The 20,325-nt window shown below is 62.0% G+C and carries 18 protein-coding genes and 1 tRNA gene; 14 read left to right on the top strand and 5 right to left on the bottom strand.

The genetic code is table 11. The features are described 5' to 3' along the window. The first annotated feature begins 352 nt into the window (after positions 1–352). From NDI72_RS03375 to NDI72_RS03365, 3 genes are all read left to right on the top strand, one after another. Positions 353–2,344: an NHL repeat-containing protein gene (locus NDI72_RS03375; protein ID WP_283799593.1), complete on the top strand. Its 1,992-nt coding sequence runs from the start codon at positions 353–355 to the stop codon at positions 2,342–2,344. Between the two features lie 11 nt (positions 2,345–2,355). Then, entirely contained in the window at positions 2,356–6,003 is a 3,648-nt protein-coding gene (locus NDI72_RS03370; protein ID WP_283799592.1) for a DUF7929 domain-containing protein, read from the top strand. Positions 6,004–6,198: 195 nt separating this feature from the next. Then, entirely contained in the window at positions 6,199–6,630 is a 432-nt protein-coding gene (locus NDI72_RS03365) for a hypothetical protein (RefSeq protein ID WP_283799591.1), read from the top strand. 415 nt (positions 6,631–7,045) lie between these two features. On the opposite strand, the gene NDI72_RS03360 is transcribed toward NDI72_RS03365, so the two are convergent. Further along, positions 7,046–7,122 (bottom strand) — tRNA-Ile (locus NDI72_RS03360). Positions 7,123–7,232: 110 nt separating this feature from the next. Between NDI72_RS03360 and NDI72_RS03355 the strand changes: the two genes are divergently transcribed. After that, the gene (locus NDI72_RS03355) at positions 7,233–7,961 is read left to right on the top strand and encodes an SIMPL domain-containing protein (protein ID WP_113155716.1); all 729 of its coding nucleotides are present in this window, start codon (positions 7,233–7,235) and stop codon (positions 7,959–7,961) included. 242 nt (positions 7,962–8,203) lie between these two features. Here NDI72_RS03355 and NDI72_RS03350 read toward each other — a convergent pair whose 3' ends face one another. The 3 genes from NDI72_RS03350 to NDI72_RS03340 form a co-directional block, all read right to left on the bottom strand. Further along, positions 8,204–8,554 carry a hypothetical protein gene (locus tag NDI72_RS03350; protein WP_283799589.1) on the bottom strand — a complete coding sequence of 117 codons (351 nt, stop codon included), beginning with the start codon at positions 8,552–8,554 and terminating at the stop codon, positions 8,204–8,206. A 103-nt stretch (positions 8,555–8,657) separates the two neighbouring features. Next, entirely contained in the window at positions 8,658–9,074 is a 417-nt protein-coding gene (locus NDI72_RS03345; protein WP_113156377.1) for a nuclear transport factor 2 family protein, read from the bottom strand. 52 nt (positions 9,075–9,126) lie between these two features. Further along, entirely contained in the window at positions 9,127–9,576 is a 450-nt protein-coding gene (locus NDI72_RS03340; protein WP_283799587.1) for a YcgN family cysteine cluster protein, read from the bottom strand. A 181-nt stretch (positions 9,577–9,757) separates the two neighbouring features. Here NDI72_RS03340 and NDI72_RS03335 point away from each other — a divergent pair, with 181 nt between their 5' ends. Both NDI72_RS03335 and NDI72_RS03330 read left to right on the top strand, forming a co-directional pair. Beyond that, on the top strand, positions 9,758–11,725 hold the full coding sequence (locus NDI72_RS03335; RefSeq protein WP_283799586.1) for an OmpA family protein: 1,968 nt from the start codon (positions 9,758–9,760) through the stop codon (positions 11,723–11,725). Positions 11,726–11,919: 194 nt separating this feature from the next. Continuing rightward, positions 11,920–12,789 (top strand): dihydrodipicolinate synthase family protein, encoded by an 870-nt coding sequence (locus tag NDI72_RS03330; RefSeq protein WP_283799584.1) that lies wholly within the window; start codon positions 11,920–11,922, stop codon positions 12,787–12,789. A gap of 139 nt (positions 12,790–12,928) precedes the next feature. Here NDI72_RS03330 and NDI72_RS03325 read toward each other — a convergent pair whose 3' ends face one another. Continuing rightward, positions 12,929–13,633, bottom strand: coding sequence for an orotate phosphoribosyltransferase (locus NDI72_RS03325; RefSeq protein WP_113155720.1), 705 nt, complete (start codon positions 13,631–13,633; stop codon positions 12,929–12,931). A gap of 174 nt (positions 13,634–13,807) precedes the next feature. On the opposite strand from NDI72_RS03325, the gene NDI72_RS03320 reads away from it, so the two are divergent. The 8 genes from NDI72_RS03320 (at position 13,808) to NDI72_RS03285 (ending at position 20,313) form a co-directional block, all read left to right on the top strand. Next, complete coding sequence (locus tag NDI72_RS03320) at positions 13,808–14,194, top strand: YciI family protein (RefSeq protein WP_113155721.1); 387 nt, start codon at positions 13,808–13,810, stop codon at positions 14,192–14,194. Then, a complete protein-coding gene (locus NDI72_RS03315) occupies positions 14,191–15,444 on the top strand; it encodes an RNA polymerase sigma factor (RefSeq protein ID WP_283799582.1) in 1,254 nt (417 codons plus the stop codon). Before NDI72_RS03320 ends, NDI72_RS03315 begins: the two co-directional genes overlap by 4 nt. 115 nt (positions 15,445–15,559) lie before the next feature. Continuing rightward, on the top strand, positions 15,560–15,982 hold the full coding sequence (locus NDI72_RS03310; protein WP_206543954.1) for a VOC family protein: 423 nt from the start codon (positions 15,560–15,562) through the stop codon (positions 15,980–15,982). Between the two features lie 251 nt (positions 15,983–16,233). Next, the gene (locus tag NDI72_RS03305; protein ID WP_113155724.1) at positions 16,234–16,668 is read left to right on the top strand and encodes an FKBP-type peptidyl-prolyl cis-trans isomerase; all 435 of its coding nucleotides are present in this window, start codon (positions 16,234–16,236) and stop codon (positions 16,666–16,668) included. A gap of 47 nt (positions 16,669–16,715) precedes the next feature. Then, a complete protein-coding gene (locus NDI72_RS03300) occupies positions 16,716–16,949 on the top strand; it encodes a hypothetical protein (protein WP_283799580.1) in 234 nt (77 codons plus the stop codon). 537 nt (positions 16,950–17,486) lie between these two features. Continuing rightward, on the top strand, positions 17,487–17,978 hold the full coding sequence (locus NDI72_RS03295; protein ID WP_283799578.1) for a UCP032817 domain-containing protein: 492 nt from the start codon (positions 17,487–17,489) through the stop codon (positions 17,976–17,978). 251 nt (positions 17,979–18,229) lie between these two features. Next, positions 18,230–19,282, top strand: a complete 1,053-nt coding sequence (locus NDI72_RS03290; protein ID WP_206548186.1) for a hypothetical protein — start codon at positions 18,230–18,232, stop codon at positions 19,280–19,282. Positions 19,283–19,296: 14 nt separating this feature from the next. Next, positions 19,297–20,313: an aminotransferase class I/II-fold pyridoxal phosphate-dependent enzyme gene (locus NDI72_RS03285; RefSeq protein WP_283799576.1), complete on the top strand. Its 1,017-nt coding sequence runs from the start codon at positions 19,297–19,299 to the stop codon at positions 20,311–20,313. The last annotated feature ends 12 nt before the right edge of the window (positions 20,314–20,325 follow it).

The raw sequence follows: 20,325 nt of genomic DNA, 5'->3' as shown, positions 1-20,325 counted from the left end.
CATCGTTCAACCCCGGCGCAGCACAGGCCAATTCCCCACCAGTTCCCCCACCACTTCCCCGGGGCGTGAACCTTTTCACTGCCGCGACCGACACAGGCTTCAGGGCACGCATGGTGCGCGCCCGGAAAGGAGTGTTGTGATGACACGGCATATCAACTGCAAACGGTTGTTGAAGCCGCCGCGGCGCATGGCCGGGGCGGCTTTGTTGACCTTGGGTAAGCCGAGGCGTAGTCTTGATCCAGACGGGGTAGAAAAGAACCTCGCTTCGGGGGAACACACCGGAATCAAGGGGATCGGGCGCACCAGGGACGCCCGGCCGGGCACCTCCCGAAACGGTATCGGGAGGCACGTTATGCGGCAGGACCACCGGTTCCCGGCACGAGGTGACGGGCGCGCAATTCTGCGACCCGCTTTTTTCACCAGACATCTTCGCGCAGGCACGGCAGCCATCACGCTCGCCATGATGGCGGGATTTGCGCTGCACGCACCTGCACACGCACAGGACGGCGCGATCATCCAGCCGGGCTTCATGGCCATGACGGGATTTCCCGGCACGGTCATTCCCGGTTTCGAAGAGGGGCTTCTGCCGGGTGTGGACCCGGTGGACGAAACCTTCATCGACACCGCTCGCGCCTCGCTGCGCATCTTCGACATGACCTGGCTCGGCGGCCCGCCGACCGGACAGGTGGTCTTTACGCCACCGCCCTTCGAGACACCGGCCTCCGAAATCGGTCAGGTGTTCGGCCTTGCCTATGATGATGGCAGGCGCGAAGAGACCACGGCCATCGTGCCCAATCTCTATGCCGCAGCCACATCCATGCACGGCCTCCAGATCGTTACGGAGGACGAGGATGAGGACGGGCGGCCCGAGCGGCAGCGCCGCGGCAAGGCCGGCGCACGTTTCATGGAGGGCCAGTTCGGCGAAAAGAATGGCGGCGGTCCCGGTTCGATCTGGAAGATCGACGGGATAACCGGCGCGGTCACACTGTTTGCCGATATCGACGCCAATAGTGGTCCGGGCATCGGCAACATCGCCTTTGACCGCTCGCACCGCCAGTTCTTCGCCTCCGATCTCGACAGCGGCCTCATTCACCGCATCGACATCGATGGCAATCTGGTCGGCACTTTCGATCACGGCGTTGACGGGCGGCCGGCGCGCGGGCTCGATCCCGTGGCCGACGATGGCGCGGTGATGGACATTCAGGGCGCAGCCTTCGACACCGAAGAGCCGAAGAGCTGGGGCTACACGCAGGAGGAACGGCGGGTCTACGGCCTCGCCATGCATGGCGGACGCCTCTACTACGCGGTCGGCGAAGAGGCGGAAATCTGGTCGGTGGGCATTGCCCGTGACGGCGCATTTGCCGGCGATCCGCGCTGGGAGCTGACGGTGGAAGCCGAGGAAGAACTCCCGGTCACCGACATCGCCTTCGACACGCGCGGTTTCATGTATCTCGCCCAGCGCGGCGAGGTTGAAAACCGCTACGACTATTCCAGCTTTGCCGACAGCGGCGAGGCATCGGTGCTGCGCTACTGGCGCGAAAGCCCCGATGACCCGGAAACCGATAGCATCTGGGTACCGACGCCCCAGGAATATGCGGTCGGGTTTCCCGAACCCTATCGTCAGACGGCCGGCGGCATCGACCTGCAATACGGGTACGATGCCGAAGGCTTCTTCAACCGCAATGCATGCGCAAGCACGCTGATAAAGACCGGCGACAGGCTGCGCGACAACCCTGCCCTTGAAGAACAGCTCATCGAAGGCGGGCCTCTTGCCGTTCACGGGGCGCAGCTCACGCGAAGCACCCTTGTGCGGCCGAAGAACGAACCGCCCTTCGGCTCCTGGTTTGCCGATTACGATGGTTTTTTCGAAGACCCCGAGGTGAAGGGCCATGTGGGCGACGTGGAGGTCTGGCGTCCCTGTGAGGGCCGCACCGGCTACTACGAACCAATCCCCTATCCGGGTGAAATTCCCGTTCCCGGCTGGCCACCCGGCTTCCCGCCCCCCAACGATCTCCCGCCTTGTATCGAGCTGGAGACGGCGGCGTATTTCTGCACGCCGGCAGGGCTCGAAGCCGATCTGTACATCCGTGACCGCGCCGGCATCGACGGCGATACGCTTTCTGCGAAATCGCTGACGCCCGGCATCGCCGTTTCCCCGTCCAGGCAGACGGTTCCCGGTCTGGCCACGCCGTTCACGCTCGGCATCAATGGCCATATCCCTGGTGAAACCGTCGATCTCGGCCTTTGCTTCTTCAGAAAGTCCGATGCCGATGCGGGTGGCTACTTCCCCTGTTGCAAGGTGACGTTGCCGCTTGAAACGCCGCTTGAATCCTGTGCGCCGTGAGGGAGGGAGAGATGACCATGTTCACCCATCCCGCCGAACGGATCACGTTCAACACCGTCATGGAGACGATCATGAAACCCCTTGCAGACAAAGCGCGCACGCCGCGCTGGCTGCTGGTGGCCGGCATGGCGCTCTCCACAGCGCTCATGCCGTTTGCCGGCATCGGTCAGGCCCACGCTCAAGGGCGTGTGCTTGAAGAAATCGAAGTGCTTGAAACACCGGGCGACGCAGACGGCCCGCGCATCGAGCTCGAACCGAAAATGCCGGAAGTCGAGCCCGTGCTGACGCCGTTCCTCGAAAAGCGCGGAAGACAGCTTGATTGCGATTATGTGGAATACCGCCTGCGCCTTGGCGTGCGCGGAGAACCCGACATGATTTCCCATCCGGGTCTCGGTGCATTCCTGTCCAATGTGAAATTCGAGTTCACGGACCAGCTTCCCGCCAGTCTGGCGATCGTGGACGTGACCTTCAGCGGCGACATCATCGGCGTTGGCGGCGTGCCGGTTTCACCTCATGTGGTGAGCACGACCGCGACCATGGACGACACGCTCACCCAGTCGGATTTCCATCTGACAGCCGCCGATCTCGACGGTGATGGCAGCCTGACGGAACGCGCCATCGACATCACCATCAAGGCGAAGATCGATCAGGCAGCCTTCCCCGCCATCGTCAATGTGGACAATCAGGCCAATGTGGCCGTGATCCGCACGGCGACAGGCAGCCTCGTGGCCAACATCCCGTCGCATAACCCGGCTCTGCCGGATGATGGCGACTGGAAAACCGGCGATCCGACAACCATCACCATCGACGTGACGGATTGCGAGCCGCCACCACCGCCTCCCCCGCCCCCGGGCGACGGGCCGGACGAGGCCTGTTTCTCGGTCGAAACAGGCGAGGTGGACTGTCTGCCCGGCGGCGGCGCCTATATCTATCGCATGGACGTGGGCCCGGAGATGGCGGGCAATGTCGTCACCGTGACCTCGACCACGCCGGGCATCACCATTGATCCGCCAGATCAGGTGGTTCCTGCCGGCGGCGGCACGCTTGAATGGGAGATCACCGGTGCGGTACCCGGCGATACGGTGCATCTGATCGTCACCGGCATCGAGACCTATGCGGGTCCGGCCGAGGGCGTTGGCCTGTGCTGTTCGCAGATGGTCGACATCGATATCCCGGAAGACCTCGAATGTCCGCCCGATGATGAAGGCGAACCCGACATCAAGGTCGAAAAATGGGCCGACGAAGGCGAATGCGAAATCGACGGCTCGTGCGATTTCACCATTCGCGTCTCCAATGCGGGCGATGCCCCGTACACCGGCAAGATCGTGCTGGACGAGGTGACGACACCCGGCAATGCAACGGTGGTCTCCGGCCCCAACGCACCATGGGTCTGCGCCCCGATGATGAGCCCGATGTCATGCGAGCATCCCGAAACCACGCTCGATCCGGGCGCGTTCGTGGAGCTCAAACTCGGCTTCCAGCCGGGGCCGGCATGGGTCTGGGGTGCAATCCGCAACTGCGCCGAATATGACTATACCGCCAGTGGCAAGGACCCGTTCGGTGATCCGACCAACGACAAGGCCTGCGCCTCCATCGCGATCTGCCTGCCGGGCACACCCGGCTGCACGCCGCCGGATGACGACACGCCCGACATTGCCGTGCGCAAGCGCGCCGATCCTTCGATCTGCACGCCTGACGGGCTCTGCACCTATGTCGTCACCATCCTCAATGCAGGCGCAACGCCGATCAACGGCCCCGTCAGCTTCGTGGACACGTTCCCGGCTGGCGACGTCGCCTCGGCAGGCTTCAGCCCTTCGCCGCCCTGGATCTGTGCGCCGCTCGCCGGCAACATGTTCCAGTGCGATCATCCGGGACTGAATCTCGTGCCCGGCGCATCGACGGACATTCTGGTGACCACGGTGGTCGGCGACTATCCGACCAATGTGGTGGAAAACTGCGCGAAGGTGACGCCGCTTGAAGGCGAAACGAACCTCGCCAACAACGAGGCCTGCGCCACGGCGACCATTCCGGGCGTCCCGGAAGGCAAGGCGGAAATGCGCATCGAAAAGACGTGCGAACCCGTCCTGTCCATGACCGCTGGCGTTGCCTGCCGCATCCGCATCACCAATGCGGGCACGGCCGCACCCGTCGGCCCGGTTCGGGTCAACGATGCAGCGGAAATCATCGGCAGTGGCGCGCCCGTCGACATTCAGACGGTTACGCCGGATGGTCCCGAATGGTCGTGCGGGGCGGTTCCGGCAGCGAACCTCACCTGCCAGATCCCCGGTGCGGTCATGACCCCCGGCGTCTCGCGTTACTTCGATGTGACGGTCAATGTCTCGACCAATGAGCGGTTCGAGAACTGCGCACGCGGTTCCTACGGCCCGGCTCCGGGAGACGACATCGTCTATCCCATCGGCGAGGCCTGTGCGCAGGGCGGAACGCAGATCTCGGTCGAGAAGACCGGCGATGCCGAGTGCCTTATCGGCCAGCCGTGCCGGTTCCAGATCACCATCCGCAACGAGGGGCCCGCCTCCATCTCCGGTCCGGTCCGCATCGGTGATGCGCTTCGGGTCGAGGGTTTCGGTGGTGTTTCTGCACGGATCGTCTCGGTGAACCCGCCCTTTGGCTGCTCGCCGGAACCGACCGAACTGCCATTTGCCTGCGAAACCGACCTTGCCCTTGCGGCCGGCGAAAGCCGCACGCATGAGGTGATCGTCGAACTGCCGGTGGATGGCGGTCTGGCCGACGAAGTGGCCAATGGCGCAAACGGGCTGAACTGCGCCGCCGTGATCGACCGTGAAGCGGATGTGCGCACCGCGCCTTCGCTCTCGGGCGCACCAGGCGGAGCAGAAGACGACCGCGCCTATGACTGCCATGACTTTAGGGTTCTGGCAGACGAGGAAGAGGACCAGCAATGTTCGCCGGGTCTCGTTCTCAACAATGCGGGGCGCTGTGTCTGTCCGGAAGGCACCACCTTCCGCAATGGCCAGTGCATTGGCGTGCAGACCGCGCCGGTGCCGCTGCCCACGCCGCGCCCCACACCGCCGCGTGAGCCTGATCCGAAGCCGCAGGCCGATCCCCGGCCGCAATGCCGGCTTCTGCCGGGGCAGATCCGCACACGGGATGGCCGCTGTGTCTGCCCGCGCGGAACACGCCTGACCAACGGGCGCTGCGTAACACCGCAGGTGGAGCGGGATTGCCCGCGCGGCACGACGGGCACACCGCCCAACTGCCGGCCGATCCGCCAGCAGTGCCGCCTGCTTCCGGGCCAGATCCGCACCCAGGACGGACGCTGTGTCTGTCCGCGCGGAACGCGGCTGGTGGCCGGTGCCTGCCGCAGGCCGGAAGTGCAGCGTCAATGCCCGCCCGGAACGACGGGGCGCTATCCCAATTGCGCGCCCATCGTGCGGCCGCGCTGCCCGCGCGGCACGACAGGCACGTTCCCGAACTGCCGTCCGGTCGTGCAGCGCCGCTGCCCGCAGGGCACAACGGGCAATTATCCGAACTGCCGTCCCATCGTCGCGCCCCGCTGCCCGCGTGGCACTGTCGGCACACCGCCGAACTGCCGCAAGATCCAGCAGCCGCAGACGAATGTGCCGCTTCGGGTGGTCCCGCAGCTCCTGCAGCCGCGCAATGATGGCAGCCGGTTGCAATAAACCGGTACGCTGAAAACGCCCCGCCGGTCCGCCGGCGGGGTTCTTCGAAAGATCGCCCTCTTCCAGCACTTTGAGACAAACGGCACAGGCCTGAGACACACGGCATGATGCGTGTTCGATAGAATGCGCTTTGGAGAACCCTCAGTCATGCGAAAAGGCTGCGGGTCTTTGGTGTTTCAAATTCAGGGGGAAGCAATGCGGCGCTCATCAACACTCGGCCTTCTGGCAGTTGTCGCTCTCGCCGGCTGTGTGTCCGAAAGCACAAGCCCCGGACCTTCAACCGCGCCTGTCGCCACACTTTCCGAAAGCCGCGACCCGATCATCGGCAAATGGCGTGTGGAACCGGCCGTGAGCACCGGCACCGACAGCTGCACCGTTACCTTCAGCGCCGACAGTGGCGGAAACAGCGGGCGCGTGTCCCCATTTGCCTGCCATCAGGTGAGCGGTCTTGGTGGCCTTCACGGGCTTGCCGATGTCAACAAATGGGCGCGCGATGGCGACACCATCACCCTGTCGGGCATAGCGCAGCCCGGCATCGGCACGGTCTATCTGTCCCGCAATGGCAGTGCGCGCCGGGCCGGCGGCGTGGTGGACGATGGCATCCGCTTCACACTGGTCCGCCAGTGAATGCCTGACGGAGGCAGGATCGGGCGCAGCGCCTGCTTCCAGAGTATGACGGTTACCCCGAGCAACATTTCGTCATTCGCATTTTGGTCGAGAATCCGGCCATCTGCGCATGCGGCGGACCTGACCCGGACCGCCTGGCCGACGCCTCATCCGCCCTGCCGTAGGCGTCGGCCTGCCCGACAGCAGGCGATGGGCAACTACGTTATCGCACCAGTAGAATACGCATTCCAGTTGGGTAGCTTGGCGGCGCTGGCGGGCGAAATATCCGTCCTCCTGCCCCAAGCTCGAGGTCGCGGAACGAACCCTTTCGCCCGTCGGCACCCGGTTTCCCACGATGCAGCAACGCATCTGAAACTCGAGAGAAATTCGGAAGAGACCGGGAAAAGACCAACAAAATCAACGACTGAAAAGTCATTGGTGGGCCCGGAGGGACTCGAACCCCCAACCAAGCGGTTATGAGCCGCCGGCTCTAACCAATTGAGCTACAGGCCCGGTGGGCGATGGATTAGTTGCTTTTTCATCGCTGCACAAGTCATCTTGCCGCAATCGATACACAATCGCTGTCTACTTGCCGTATGCGGACATCGCAAAAGGAGATTTCCATGACCAAATCCATCTTCCCCGCCGCCTTCGCAGCCCCGATGCTGGCCGCTTCGCTGCTCGCAGCCGGCCCGGCAGTCGCCAGCGACAAGGACGGACGAATCATCGTGACCGGCGAGGGAGAAGCCGCCGTCAGCCCCGACATGGCGATCCTCAACATCGCCGTCGTGCGAGAGGCCGAGACGGCGCGCGAGGCGCTCGACGCCAACAATGAAGCAATGACCGCCGTCATCGACGCGATGAAGGAAGACGGCGTCGAAGCCCGCGATCTGCAGACCGGCGGCCTGTCGATCAACCCGCGCTATGTCTACCCCAACGACAAGAATGACGAGAAAGCCCCGCGCATCATTGGTTACGAGGTGGGCAACACGCTCACCGTGCGCATCCGCGATCTGGACAAGGTCGGCGCAATTCTCGACCGCTCCGTGTCGCTCGGCGTGAACCAGGGCGGTGGCCTGAACTTCACCAATGACGATCCGTCGGAAACCGTTACCGAAGCGCGCAAGCGTGCGGTGGCAAACGCGATGGACAAGGCGAAGACGCTTGCAGAGGCCGCCGGCCTGAAGCTCGGCGACATTGTCGAGATCTCCGAGCAGATGCAGCAGCGCCCGCCCATGCCCTATGCCGGCAAGGCCGTGCGGATGCAGGCGTCGGCCGAATCCGTTCCGGTGGAAGCAGGCGAAAACACCTATCAGGTGCAGGTCAACGTCACGTTCGAACTGGACAACTAGGCCTTCTTGGCTTTCCCGTCAGGCCCCTGCCTGACGGGAGACCGCTCAAGACAGAGCATGTCACGCACAAAAAAGCCGCTGGCGCCCTGCCAGCGGCTTTTCTCTTTTTGAATGGGTGTTTCTTGCCGGTCGACAGACTGGTTAGAGAAACTCCGCTTTTCGTTGAACAGAGGAACTCCCTAACCAATTGTTTTTACGCAATTCCGGACGGAAAACCGGTTCCCACTTTTCCTGGAATTGCTTTAACGGATCACCGGGCAACGCGGGGCGCGTGCAAACACGATGTGCTGGCGGCCCCAATGGGTGCGTCCGACAACGCGGATGATGTTGCGGTTGGCCTTCACCACGCGCGCCCGGCGCATGCCGAAACGCTCAGCCTTGCGAACTGCCTGACGCGGCGTGCAGGCGCGGTTGCGGCGGGGGCGTTCTGCGCGATGGCCGCGTCCGTTATGGCCGTAGACATAACCACCCGAGGGGTCGCCGATGCCGAAACCGAAATAGAGATTGTCCGCCTGCGCCGTGGTCGGGGCCGCTGCCAGCGTGCCGAGACCGATCATTGCCGAAAGGGTTGCGATCTTGAGCTTGTGTAACATGGTGCTTTCCTCGGTTGGTCAGGACTTCTTCCGCGCCCCGTGATGAAAAGCACTTTGTCAGGGTGTGCCTGAACGGCCCGGGAATGAGCCGTTCACATGGCATTCAGCGACTGGGCGACAATGCGGCGCGCCACTGCACCGGGTTGCGCTGCTCGCTGATGCGGGTGATTTCACCGCCATCGATCTCGAAGAACATGCCACCCGGCAGCGTGTAATTCTGGCCGGTCGCTTCCGGCAGGCCTTCGGCCGTTGCGCGATAGGTCCCGCGCACGGTGAACTCGGCCGCAGCCCGCACGCCGCCCGGTGCGCTCATCAGCGCAATGTCGGCGAAACGTTCATCGAAATGCCGTGCCTCGAGCCCCAGACGCCAGCGCAGCCTGTCCCGCCCGATCTCGCGTTCACCGTCGAAAGGATCATGCGCCACATCCTCGCTCACCAGCGCCAGCGCGGCATCGTGGTCATTGGCGTTCAGCGCATCCAGAAAGGACTGCACGAGGCTCAGCGTTTCATCGTCCGACATGGTCATTGCTCCGTGTTTGCTCTTTCGCCTGAAGGAAAGCCGCGTTCGCGGCCTATGGTTCCTCATCCAGGATGAAAGAGAAATAACCCTCCGGCTGCGCCAGATCGTCTTCGCTGGCCTTCACCCGCCCGCGCATGGAGATGCCGGCTTCATGCACCGTTTCGGGGTCACCGGAAATGAGCGGGTGCCACCAGAGGAGATCCTTGCCCTCCGCCACGAGACGATAGCCACAGGTTGCCGGCAGCCAGGGGATGGTTCCGACATTCTCGGGCGTCAGCTGCACGCAGTCGGGCACGCGCGCGAGGCGGTTTTCATAATCATGGCACCGGCAGCTTGCCCCGTCGAACAGGCGGCAGCCCACACTGGTCCAGTAGATGTCGCCGGTATCCTCATCCTCAAGCTTGGCGAGGCAGCACTTGCCGCAGCCATCGCACAGGGCCTCCCATTCCCTGTTGCTGAGCGCGGAAAGCGGTTTGGTTTTCCAGAATTCATTCGTTGTCATGGCAGAGCTTTGGACCGCCTTTTCGTGCGCGTCAAGCGAGCTGTTGGGCGCATTTTCGCCATGCCTGCGCCATCGCCCCGCCATGCTTTCACACGCAGCGGTGTCAAATGCACCGAAATGGGAACCGATTGCCCGTGAAGCGGTTTAGGCGGCGATGGGACGCCCACACAGGAGAGATTTTATGACGACGCGAAAGCGGATCATGACGACCACGGCCCTTGGCCTGCTCATCGCGGCCACACCGCTTGCCGTCCAGCCGGTGCTCGCACAGGAGCGCAGCGCCGGCATGGTGCTGGCGCAGGCGGAAAAGCCCGAGGGCATGTCGGAAGAAGCATGGCGCGCCCTCTTGAAGAAGCGCGGCGGCGGCAAGCAGGAAGAAAGCGCTGACGAAGAGGCTGGCGAGGCAGAAGAGCCCGCCCCGGAAGCGCCTGCGGCAGCCCCAGCCCCAGCACCAGCCCCTGTCGATGAGGCGCCTGAAGCGGCGCCCGAGGCTGACGAGGCACCACCCGCGCCCATTGCCGAACCGGAAGCCGAGGACCCGGCCGAGCCAGAGGCTGCACCGGCTGCTGAAGAAACACCCGTGCCAGAGGCGCGGCCAGAGAACCCCGCACCGGAGGAGGCTGCCCCCAAAGCCGAAGAACCAGCGGTAGAGACAGAGGAGGAGCCTGCGGCGGAGACAACCGAACCCGCTCCGGTTGAGGCTGAGGAAGAAGAGCCTGCGGCACCCACTGAGGAGCAGCCGGCAGAACCCGAAGCTCAGGAAAGCGAAGAAGAACAGCCGGCTGCCGAGACAGCGGAGCCCGAACCGGCTGTCCCAGAAACGGCCACCGAAGAACCGGTTGAAACGGAGACTGAGCAGCCGGAGACCGCCCCTGCCCCGGATGAGCCTGCTGCCGATGAAAGCCAGGCAAACGAGGAACCCAAAGCAGACAGCGCAGAGGTAGAGGCGGAAGCCGGGACCGATGCCGAGGCGGCTGAAGAAGAGGTGCTGCCGGAAAACGCCGCACCTGTTCTCGACAGCCAGAAAGAGCCTGAAGTGCAGGACGAGGCGCAGCCGGAAGGCAATGCGGACGCTCCGGCTGAAACCCGAACGGCAGCTCCTGAAGCCGAAGCTGCCGCACCGCCGCCTGAAAGCGATGCGGAGGCGCAGGCCGAAGCACTGGATCCGGAGGCGCTGCGTACCGAAATCCGCAACATTCTTGAAGAACAGGGCGAGCGGATCGAGATGGGTACGACGCGCGAAGAGCGCCGTGAACGCCGCCGGGAGCTGCGTCAGCAGCGCGAGGATGCGGAAATCGTACAGGAGTTCAACGACAACCGCACCATCGTGGAGATCAACAACCAGATCTTCGTCGAAAGCCCGGACAGCGACCGCCTGATCCTTGATGAGGACGAGGTCTATTACGAGGAGTTACAGCGCGGCCGCGTGCGCGAGGTGGTGACACGCCCCAATGGCGTTCGCCTGATCACCGTGCGCAACCGCTATGGCGACGTGATCCGACGCGTGCGTGTTGCACCGGACGGGCGCGAGCAGGTGCTGGTGTTCGTGCCGGATGAGCGTCTGGACACGGTCGATCGCTGGCGCGATCCGGCACGTGACCTGCCGCCGCTGCGACTCACGATCCCGGTGAGCGATTACATTCTTGAGGCGGAGCGCGTGGAGAACCCCGACCGCTATTACACCTTCCTTGAGAAGCCGCCGGTGGAGCCGGTGCGCCGCATGTACTCTCTCGAGGAAGTGAAGCGCTCGGCCCGGGTGCGCGACATGGTGCGCCGCATCGACCTCGACACGGTCGAATTCGGGTTCGGCTCGGCTGAAATTCAGGAAAGCGAGATCGACGAGCTCGAAGCAATCGCCACGGCCATCGACCGCATGCTGGAGAGGAACCCGGCCGAGACCTTCCTGATCGAAGGGCATACGGATGCGGTGGGCTCCGATCTCGCCAATCTGGCGCTTTCTGACCGTCGCGCGGAATCCGTCGCCCGCGCACTGACCGATGTGTTCGGCATTCCGCCGGAAAACCTGGTCACGCAGGGCTATGGCGAGCGCTACCTGAAGATCGACACGCAGGCGCGCGAGCGTGAGAACCGGCGTGTAGCGCTCAGACGCATCACCCCGCTTGTCGCACCGGTCGCGAGCGCTAACTAACCAGGCACAGCTTTCCGCCGTGAGCCCGGGGCAACCGGGCGGGCGAAAAGAGCCCGGCCGGACGTTCCCTCCTCCGGCCGGGTTTTCATTTGCCGGCAGCCGGGCGGCCCGGCTCAATGGCCCAATGGTCGGTTGTTTCCTGCCCGGCGCAAAATGCTCTACACATCGAAGCGCATATCCAAAGGAGTTCTTCCGTGACCTCTAAACGCTTAAGCGGTGTCATTGCCGCCGTTCCCACCCCCGTGACCGAAACCGGCGATCCCGACATCAAACGTTTCCTGCGCCATGCAGAATGGGCGCTCGACAATGGCTGCGATGCGCTGAACGTGCTTGGCACCACTGGCGAGGCGAATTCATTCTCGCAGGATCAGCGCATTGCGCTCATGGAAGCCGCCGCCGGTTCTCTCGACAAGGCCCGGCTGATGGTGGGCACCGGCACACCCGACCTCAAAACGACCATCGCACTGACGCGGCGCGCGCACGCGCTCGGGTTTGCCGCAGCACTCGTTCTGCCGCCCTATTACTACAAGGGTGTCAGCGATGACGGCCTGTTTGCCTGGTTCGAGCGCCTCGTCACTTCCACGGCGGACGCACCCATCGACATCTATCTCTACAATTTCCCGCAGATGACGGGGCTGACCTTCTCGCCCGAATTCGCTGCCCGGCTGAAAGCCGCCTTCCCGCAGCGCATCATCGGCGCGAAAGACAGTTCCGGCGATCTCGATTACGCCTCGAAACTGGCGAAGATTGAAGGGTTCGACGTTTTCCCAAGCAATGAGGCCGCCCTGTCAAAGGCCGAGGCGGAAGGCTATGCCGGCTGCATATCGGCCACAGCCAGCGTGACGGCTCCGCTCGTTGCGAAGCTCTGGTCGGAACCGACCAATGACGATGCGCTGGAAGCGGCCTCGGCGGCGCGCACGGCCATTTCGGCGCAGCCGCTCATTCCGGCTGTGAAATATCTGACGGGCAAGCTGCACGGGGATAGCGGCTTTGAAGCGCCGTTGCCGCCGCACATGCCACTCACCAGCGCGCAGAAGGCGGCGCTCTACGAAATCCCGCTCTGAATATCGTCTCCCACCGCCGGTGCTGCGTCACCAAAATGCACCGGGCAGTGGAAGCTTCTGAAAAATGAAAGCGGCAGTTCCGACCAGGCGAACTGCCGCTTTTTATTTTTTACAGGCCCGGAGGCCGGAAGGCTCTCGATCAGCCGGCCTTTTCACCAAGCTCGGCGATGCCGCCATTGGCAGCGGACCATTCGAGCGGCTTGTTGAGGAACTTCTCCACCTCGTCGAGCGTCTTCTCGTCGAACAGCTTCTCCGCACGCGCAACTTTCAGCACATCCCACCAAGTGGTGAGGTAGTGCAGGCGCATGCCGGCGTCTTCCAGACGCTTCGGCGTTTCGGGGAAGATGCCGTAGTAGAAAACGGCGAAGGTGTCGGTGACCTCGGCGCCGGCCTTGCGGACGGCTTCGGCGAATTTCAGCTTGCTGCCGCCGTCGGTGGTCAGGTCTTCGACCAGAAGAAGGCGTGCGCCCTCATTCAGATCGCCTTCAATCTGCGCATCGCGGCCAAAGCCCTTGGGCTTCTTGCGCACGTAGAGCATGGGCAGGCCGAGCTTGTCGGAAAGCCAGGCTGCGAAGGGAATGCCTGCCGTCTCGCCGCCGGCAACGGCATCGAACTTCTCGAAGCCCGCGTCGCGAAGCACGACGGAGGCCGCAAAGTCCATGATGGCCGAGCGGATGCGCGGGTAGGAAATCAGTTTCCGGCAGTCAATATAGACGGGGCTCTTCAGCCCGGAAGTGAAGGTATAGGGTTCATCGGCGCGAAAATGCACCGCCTTGATCTCGATCAGCATCTTGGCCACGGTCTCGGCGATCAAGGCGCGATCAGGGAATGTGTTGGCGAACATGGCTGGCTCTCGGTTGGTGACGCGGCTTTCAGCTATCAGGATTGAACGCCGGTAGGAAGTTTTCTTGACAATATTCCGGTGGATGGCTTTGCGCCATCCGCAGAAGTTTTTTCTCGACGCCTCGTGTCGGACTGCGGCAAGCTTCGCCGTCTTCCAATCGAGAGAGGAACCGGAATGCTCTATGCAATTCTCTGCTACCACAACGAAGACGTGGTCATGTCCTGGTCCAAGGAAGAGGATGACGCGGTGCTGGCCAAGCGCCGCCGGGTCCAGAAAGAGCTGGTCGACAAGGGGCGCATGGGTCCTGCGATCCGCCTCATGCCCACATCTGCTGCGACCACGATCCGCGCATCCGGCAGCGAACAGCTCGTGCTCGACGGCCCCTTTGCCGAGACCAAGGAACAGCTTCTCGGTTTCTACGTGGTCGATTGCGACAATCTTGATGAAGTTGTCGATTTCGCCAAGCGAATGAAGGAAGGCGAGAGCGTCACCTTCGAAATCCGCCCGATGCAGATCTTTGAAAAGGGCAATCTCACTGGAAAGGAAACCCTGACCTTATGACCGAACTGGCCTGGATCGAGAACGCGCTGACAAGCGCTCGCCCACAGGCGATGGGCGCGCTGCTGCGTTACTTCCGCGATCTGGACCGGGCCGAAGAAGCCTTTCAGGAAGCGTGCCTGCGCGCCCTGAAGACCTGGCCGCTCAAGGGACCGCCGCGCGATCCGGCTGCCTGGCTCATTTTTGTCGGACGCAATGCCGCGCTCGACAGCGTGCGGCGCGACCGGCGCAACACCGCCCTGCCGCCCGAAGACCGGATTTCCGATCTTGAGGATGCGGAAACCGACATCGCCGAACGGCTGGACGACGCGCATTATCGCGACGACATCCTGCGCCTCATGTTCGTGTGCTGCCACCCGGACCTGCCTGCCACGCAGCAGGTGGCGCTGGCGCTGCGCATCGTTTCCGGCCTCAGCGTGCGGGAGGTGGCGAGCGCCTTTCTTGTCAATGAACGCGCCATGGAACAGCGCATCACGCGCGCCAAGCGCCGGGTGGCGGAAGCGAACATTCCTTTTGCCGCACCCGATGCGGTGGAGCGTTCGGCACGCCTCGGCGCAGTTGCGGCCATGATCTATCTCGTCTTCAACGAGGGCTATTCAGCCTCGGGCGGCGATGAGACCGTGCGCGCTTCACTCTGTGATGAGGCGATCCGGCTTTGCCGCCTGCTGTTGCGCCTGTTTCCGGCAGAACCCGAGATCATGGGGCTTCTGGCCCTGATGTTGCTTCAACATGCCCGGAGCCCCGCCCGCACGGACCCCGAAGGCAAGGCCGTGCTTCTGGAAGATCAGGACCGCACACTCTGGAAGAGGGCGAACATCGATGAAGGGCTGGCGCTGGTCGACAAGGCGCTGCGCCACCGTCAGCCGGGGGCCTATCAGGTTCAGGCGGCCATTGCCGCACTGCATTCTCGCGCCAGGACGGCTGCGGACACGGACTGGGAAGAGATCGACCTACTCTATCAGATGCTCGAACACCTGACGCCTTCCCCGGTCATCACGCTGAACCGGTCGGTTGCCGTGTCGAAGACGAAGGGGCCGGAAGCCGCATTGAAGCTCATTGCCCCGCTTGCCGACCGCCTTTCGGGCTATTTCTATTTCCATGGTGTTCGGGGAGCCTATCTCAGTGAGATCGGACGCATGGCGGAGGCCCGCGAGGCCTTCAACCGGGCAATCGCCCTTGCGCGCACGCCCGCCGAGGCAAGCCATATTCGCGAACATCTCGACAGGCTGTCCCAACGGGTTTCGGCAGACTGAAGCCTCTCTCCCACTTTCCTTCAAAAAAACGCACGCTCACTGTCGGAAGGGCCAAGCGCTTTTCGTCCTTCCGACATGGGCCGACTTTCCGGTCCCCAATGAGGAGAGAGCCATCATGTCCGAAACCAGCGTAACCGTTGATGAAAATCAGGAACTGCCCAAGGTTCAGGGCGGTGTCGCCCCCTATCTGATGGTGGACGGCGCATCAAAGGCGGCCACGTTTTATGAGCAGGCCTTCGCCGCGACCGAAATCCATCGCCATCCCGAGGATGAGAGCGGCCGCACCATGCACATCCACCTCCTTATCCATGGTGGCTCGATCATGCTGAGCGATGCCTACCCGGAATACGGCCAGCCACTGCGTGAGCACTCCGGATACACGCTCACATTGGCCGTGGAGGATGTGGACGGGTGGTGGTCGCGCGCCGTTGGCGCGGGCGTGGAAGTAGTGATGCCGCTTGAGCGCATGTTCTGGGGAGACCGCTACGGGCAGATCCGCGATCCGTTTGGCGTGAACTGGGCCATCACCGGAAAGTAGACCGTCAGAGATCGCGGCGGCTGGCCCGCATCAACCAGCTCCCCAAGCGCCGGGCCAGAAAGAACTGCCGCAAAGGCCGGGGACGCCGCGCTGTCCCCGGCCGTTTTGCCACAATCGCTTTACAGGGCCGTATCTGACGCACTAGGCTGTGTCAGCAAGGGGTGAAGGGCGCTGCCGCACCCCCTGTTCACCGACGCTGAGCGCTATGCCGCGTCACCATCTTCTCACACAAAAGCGATTGAGAGACAGACATGAGCCAGGTCAAAAGCGGCGATGTCGTGAGGATTCATTACACTGGCAAGCTGGCTGACGGCACGCAGTTCGATTCATCAGCCGGACGCGAGCCGCTTGAGTTCAAGGTCGGCAGCGGCCAGATCATTCCCGGCCTCGACCGGCAGATTCAGGGCATGAAGCAGGGTGAGAGCGGAACGCTGACCATTCCTGCCGCAGAAGCCTATGGCGCACGGGACGAAAACCAGGTTCAGGTGGTTCCGCGCACGGCGCTTCCGCCGGAGATGGAAGTGCAGGTCGGCTCCAACCTTCAGGCCACCACCCCGGACGGCAACCAGATTTCGCTGACGGTTGTCGGCGTTTCCGAAGCCGAGATCACCGTCGACGCCAACCACCCGCTGGCTGGGCACGACCTGGTCTTCGAGATCGAGATCGTCGAAGTCGTCGCCGGCTGATTGAGCCGGCCGGGAGCCGCCGCCGCAAAAGCGCCGCGGCTCCCCATATGCCCCCCCCGCTACTGCGGCAATGCATCCTGCGTGAAGGGCTCCACGCAGCCATGGAGGCAGGCGCGCTGCGCAGCCTGCCACTGGATGCACTGACGGGCCTGCTGGCAGCCGCCTTTGATCGGGCAGCCCTTGCCATCGACGCGGGCAGCGATGCGGATGCGCAGATCGCGGCCCTGAACGGGCTTATCGAAGGCCTCACCACAGCCCCGGCCCCCACTCGGCAAGCCTGACATAACCCGCCTTTCATATCGGGGCACCATGCCTCCCCCTGACGGCTCTCTGCAAAGCGCGGTGCATCGCGCCTTGCAGCGCTTCTGGCCGCCATAGCTTCGCCCCCGCAACACGCGGTCGGGGCGCCAGGCGCACCACATCACTGCTCGCCTGCCAGAAATTTCAAGTTCACCGAAGAATTACTTCGAAATACACCCAAAATAACAATGCAACCATTAAAGATAACTCCCAAAAATCAAAACAAGTATAACAAATATAGTATATCACTTACATTGTTTTTTATTTATAGATGTTGAAATCAAACGAAAACAATATTTAAATAAATACGCGCCTCAGACGAGACGCGTGAAAATTAGTGGAGACGAAAATGACCCACGAAAATATCCGCGAAGTTATCCTGAAGCGCCACTTCCTGAAGCTTCTGTCCTACGGACACTCATGCTGCGCCGTTAATCAGGAAGAAGAATACCAATTTGTATGAGTGCAAAGACAGGGCGCTTTCAAGCGCCCTGTCTCCGACAACGCAGGAGAGTCATATGCTTGCCGAAAAATATGTAACTGCGAAAATGTGGGATGTCCTGAAAGAAAACCTTCCCGAACGCAGTGACGCCGTGCTCGTTCTACAGGTTGAAGAGTTCTTGAAGTTCATGACGATTGCCTCGGATGAAGACACATCCTTCATCCCGCTGAACGCCGAAGTTGATGACATCTGGCATGAGTTCATCATGCAGACCGCGTCCTACGACAACCTCTGCAAGAAACTCCCCGGAAAGCGCTTCATACACCACGAAACCATCAGCATGGAGGAATACAGCAAGAAGGTAGGAAAAGAACAAATGGTAGATCAGATTCTCGAATGGCTACCAAAATACATAAATAGATTTGGACCGTTTACCGATAAAATATCCGACTACTGGACCATATGTCGTTTTCTCAAAAAAGAACTCGGCCTTTCACTGGCTCAAATCAATGATATCGGCTCAAAGCAGGCGCAGGAAATCCCACCGCCTCAATCTGGCGAAAAATGAACACACGATTCCTGCAGCGCACGACGCGCGATTTTCTCAAGAGAGGCGGCCAACTTTCATTCGCGATATTTGCAGCCGGCATCAGCGGACTTATATTCTCGGTCGCGCTGGCGACAACCAGCACCCAGGCCGCAGCCGCGCATGGCATGGGGTGGTTTCTCTGCGCCGCCTTCTCCGTCCCACTCTCCGGCTTTCGGATCGTTGTGATTTCTCAACGCAGAAAGCAGTCCCGCCCTTTCAGAATCAAGGGAATGGCAGAAGCCTTTTATCTCCTCTGCGGAAGCCTTTTGCTTCTGTTCGGCGTGACATCAACGACCATTCTCCTCATCTCGGACGATCTGTCTTCGCTGCTCCCAGCCTACCTTGTCTTCTGCGCGATTGGTTTTCCCGTCACCGGCCTGAACGCACTCATGGGAGGCTATCTGGTACGTGCACAGATGGAAAACACTCAGCTCGCCGTCACCTTTCAGGCAATTCTCCTGCAGTTGACGGCAGCAAGCGCCCTTCAGTTTCTTCCAGCAAATCCCGCACTTCTGCTCAGCTTTGTGGGGATGATCAGCCTCACGACGCAGATTTACATCAGCCTGCGCTATTGCATAGCGCTGCGCATCACCAATCACCTCAGAACCCTGTTCCAGCCGACAGGCTCATGGCGCGCAGGCTACGCGATCTCCGGCCAGGCGCTCGCTTCCGGCAGCGATATCATCGTTCTCTCCTCGACATTCTGGCTTGTACTGACAGCCCTGCGTGCAACCGACCCCGCCGCCGCCACCTACACGTCGATCGGCTTTACGATTGTTCGCACCTTCATCGTGCCGCTCAAGTCTTTCGGCGTGGTCGCAGGGCGAATGCTGCGCTCCCTCGACAGAACAGAGAACCTTGAAGCCACCGAGCGCTCCATGTTCATGGCGATTGTTTCGATCTGCGCGCTTCTCTCACTGACACTGCTGGGAATAGCAGCCTGGAATGCGGGCCTGTCTCCGTTCAGCACGAGCTGCTTCTGGACGACAAGCGGACCACTCATCCTGTGCGCCATCGCCATACAGTTCCTGATCGAACCCTGTGCGGCATTCAGGGCTGCAGTGATGAAGGTCACGATGTCGCCGTTTCAGGTTCTGCTGGCGCTTGCCGGCTCGCTCTGGGGCTTTGTGCTGCCCATTGTCGGAGGGCTGTGGTTCACCGGTCGCCTGACACTTGAAGCCACCTGGCTCACCCTCCTCTTCGGACGCCTTCTGTTTGCCTGCCTGCTTCAACTTCAAGCCAGCAATGGCTTACTGGCGCCGCGCACCCTGCCCGACCGTTGAGGAGGAGACGAGACATGACAACCAAGATCTATGAAGCACCACCCAGGGGCATCGACATGACCCTGTCAGACTGGTCCTTCCCCGATGCATTCAAGGAGGCGGTCGCGTCACGCCTGCGCACCCTGGACTGGCGGCGCTATCCCGCGAATTCCGCCATGGCCGCCCGGCGATGCATAGGCGCAAGGTTCGGCATGGCTCCAGAAAATGTGCTTCCAACCAATGGCTGCACGGAGGCACTGGATTTGCTGGCACGCTTTGCAGCGACCGAAGCTGCAAGCGTGGCGCTGCCCTCCCCCGGCTATTTTGCATACGGGACGATCATGCAGGCGAGCGGATTGGCCGTCGAGTATTACGACCCGGCGTCCCTCATGAACTTTGTTCCCGACGCCAACAGCCACCTTCTGGTCTGCAACCCGAACAATCCGACAGGCGACTGGCTGTGCGCAGAGGATCTGCATGCCATCCCCGTATCGACCAGACGCCACATCGCCATCGACAGCACGTATGCGTTTTTCCGGCCCGACTTTGGCCCGGCGCTCTTCAGATCCTATCTGGCATACGGCTTCATCAATCTCCTGTCGTTTTCAAAAGCGTTTGGGGTGGCCGGCATGCGACTTGGAGCAATAATTGCTCCGGCAGTGCTTTTGCAGAGGATTTCAAGAAACCAGCCACGCTACATGCTGGATTTTGCGCAGATCACGGCGCTCGGGACCCTGTTTGAGGAGAACTGGTACGCACTCGCTATCCAGGAGGGCCGGCTTGTCCATCAGGCGGCAGTCAGACTCAAAAATCTGCTTGAAACGATACGGGGGCTGAAAGTCTATCCGGCCAACGCCAATTTCGTGAGCTTTCAAAACCGCACGCCGGATGGCAAGGAAATCCTGCCGCGCAGACTTCTTGAAGACCTGCCCTGCAAGATCTGGAACAATGGACTGGTGCGCATGACCATCGACCGAACGAGCGAGGCCGATACGTTCGCAGTACTCAGCCAATGGGCTGATGCTGCCAGACAGAAAACCGGACAGGCATAGCCAGCTTTGAAC

It is taken from the genome of Nitratireductor sp. GZWM139, from assembly GCF_030068685.1.
Classification (GTDB): Bacteria; Pseudomonadota; Alphaproteobacteria; order Rhizobiales; family Rhizobiaceae; genus Nitratireductor; species Nitratireductor aquimarinus.
This window is presented reverse-complemented; position numbering and strand designations above follow the sequence as displayed.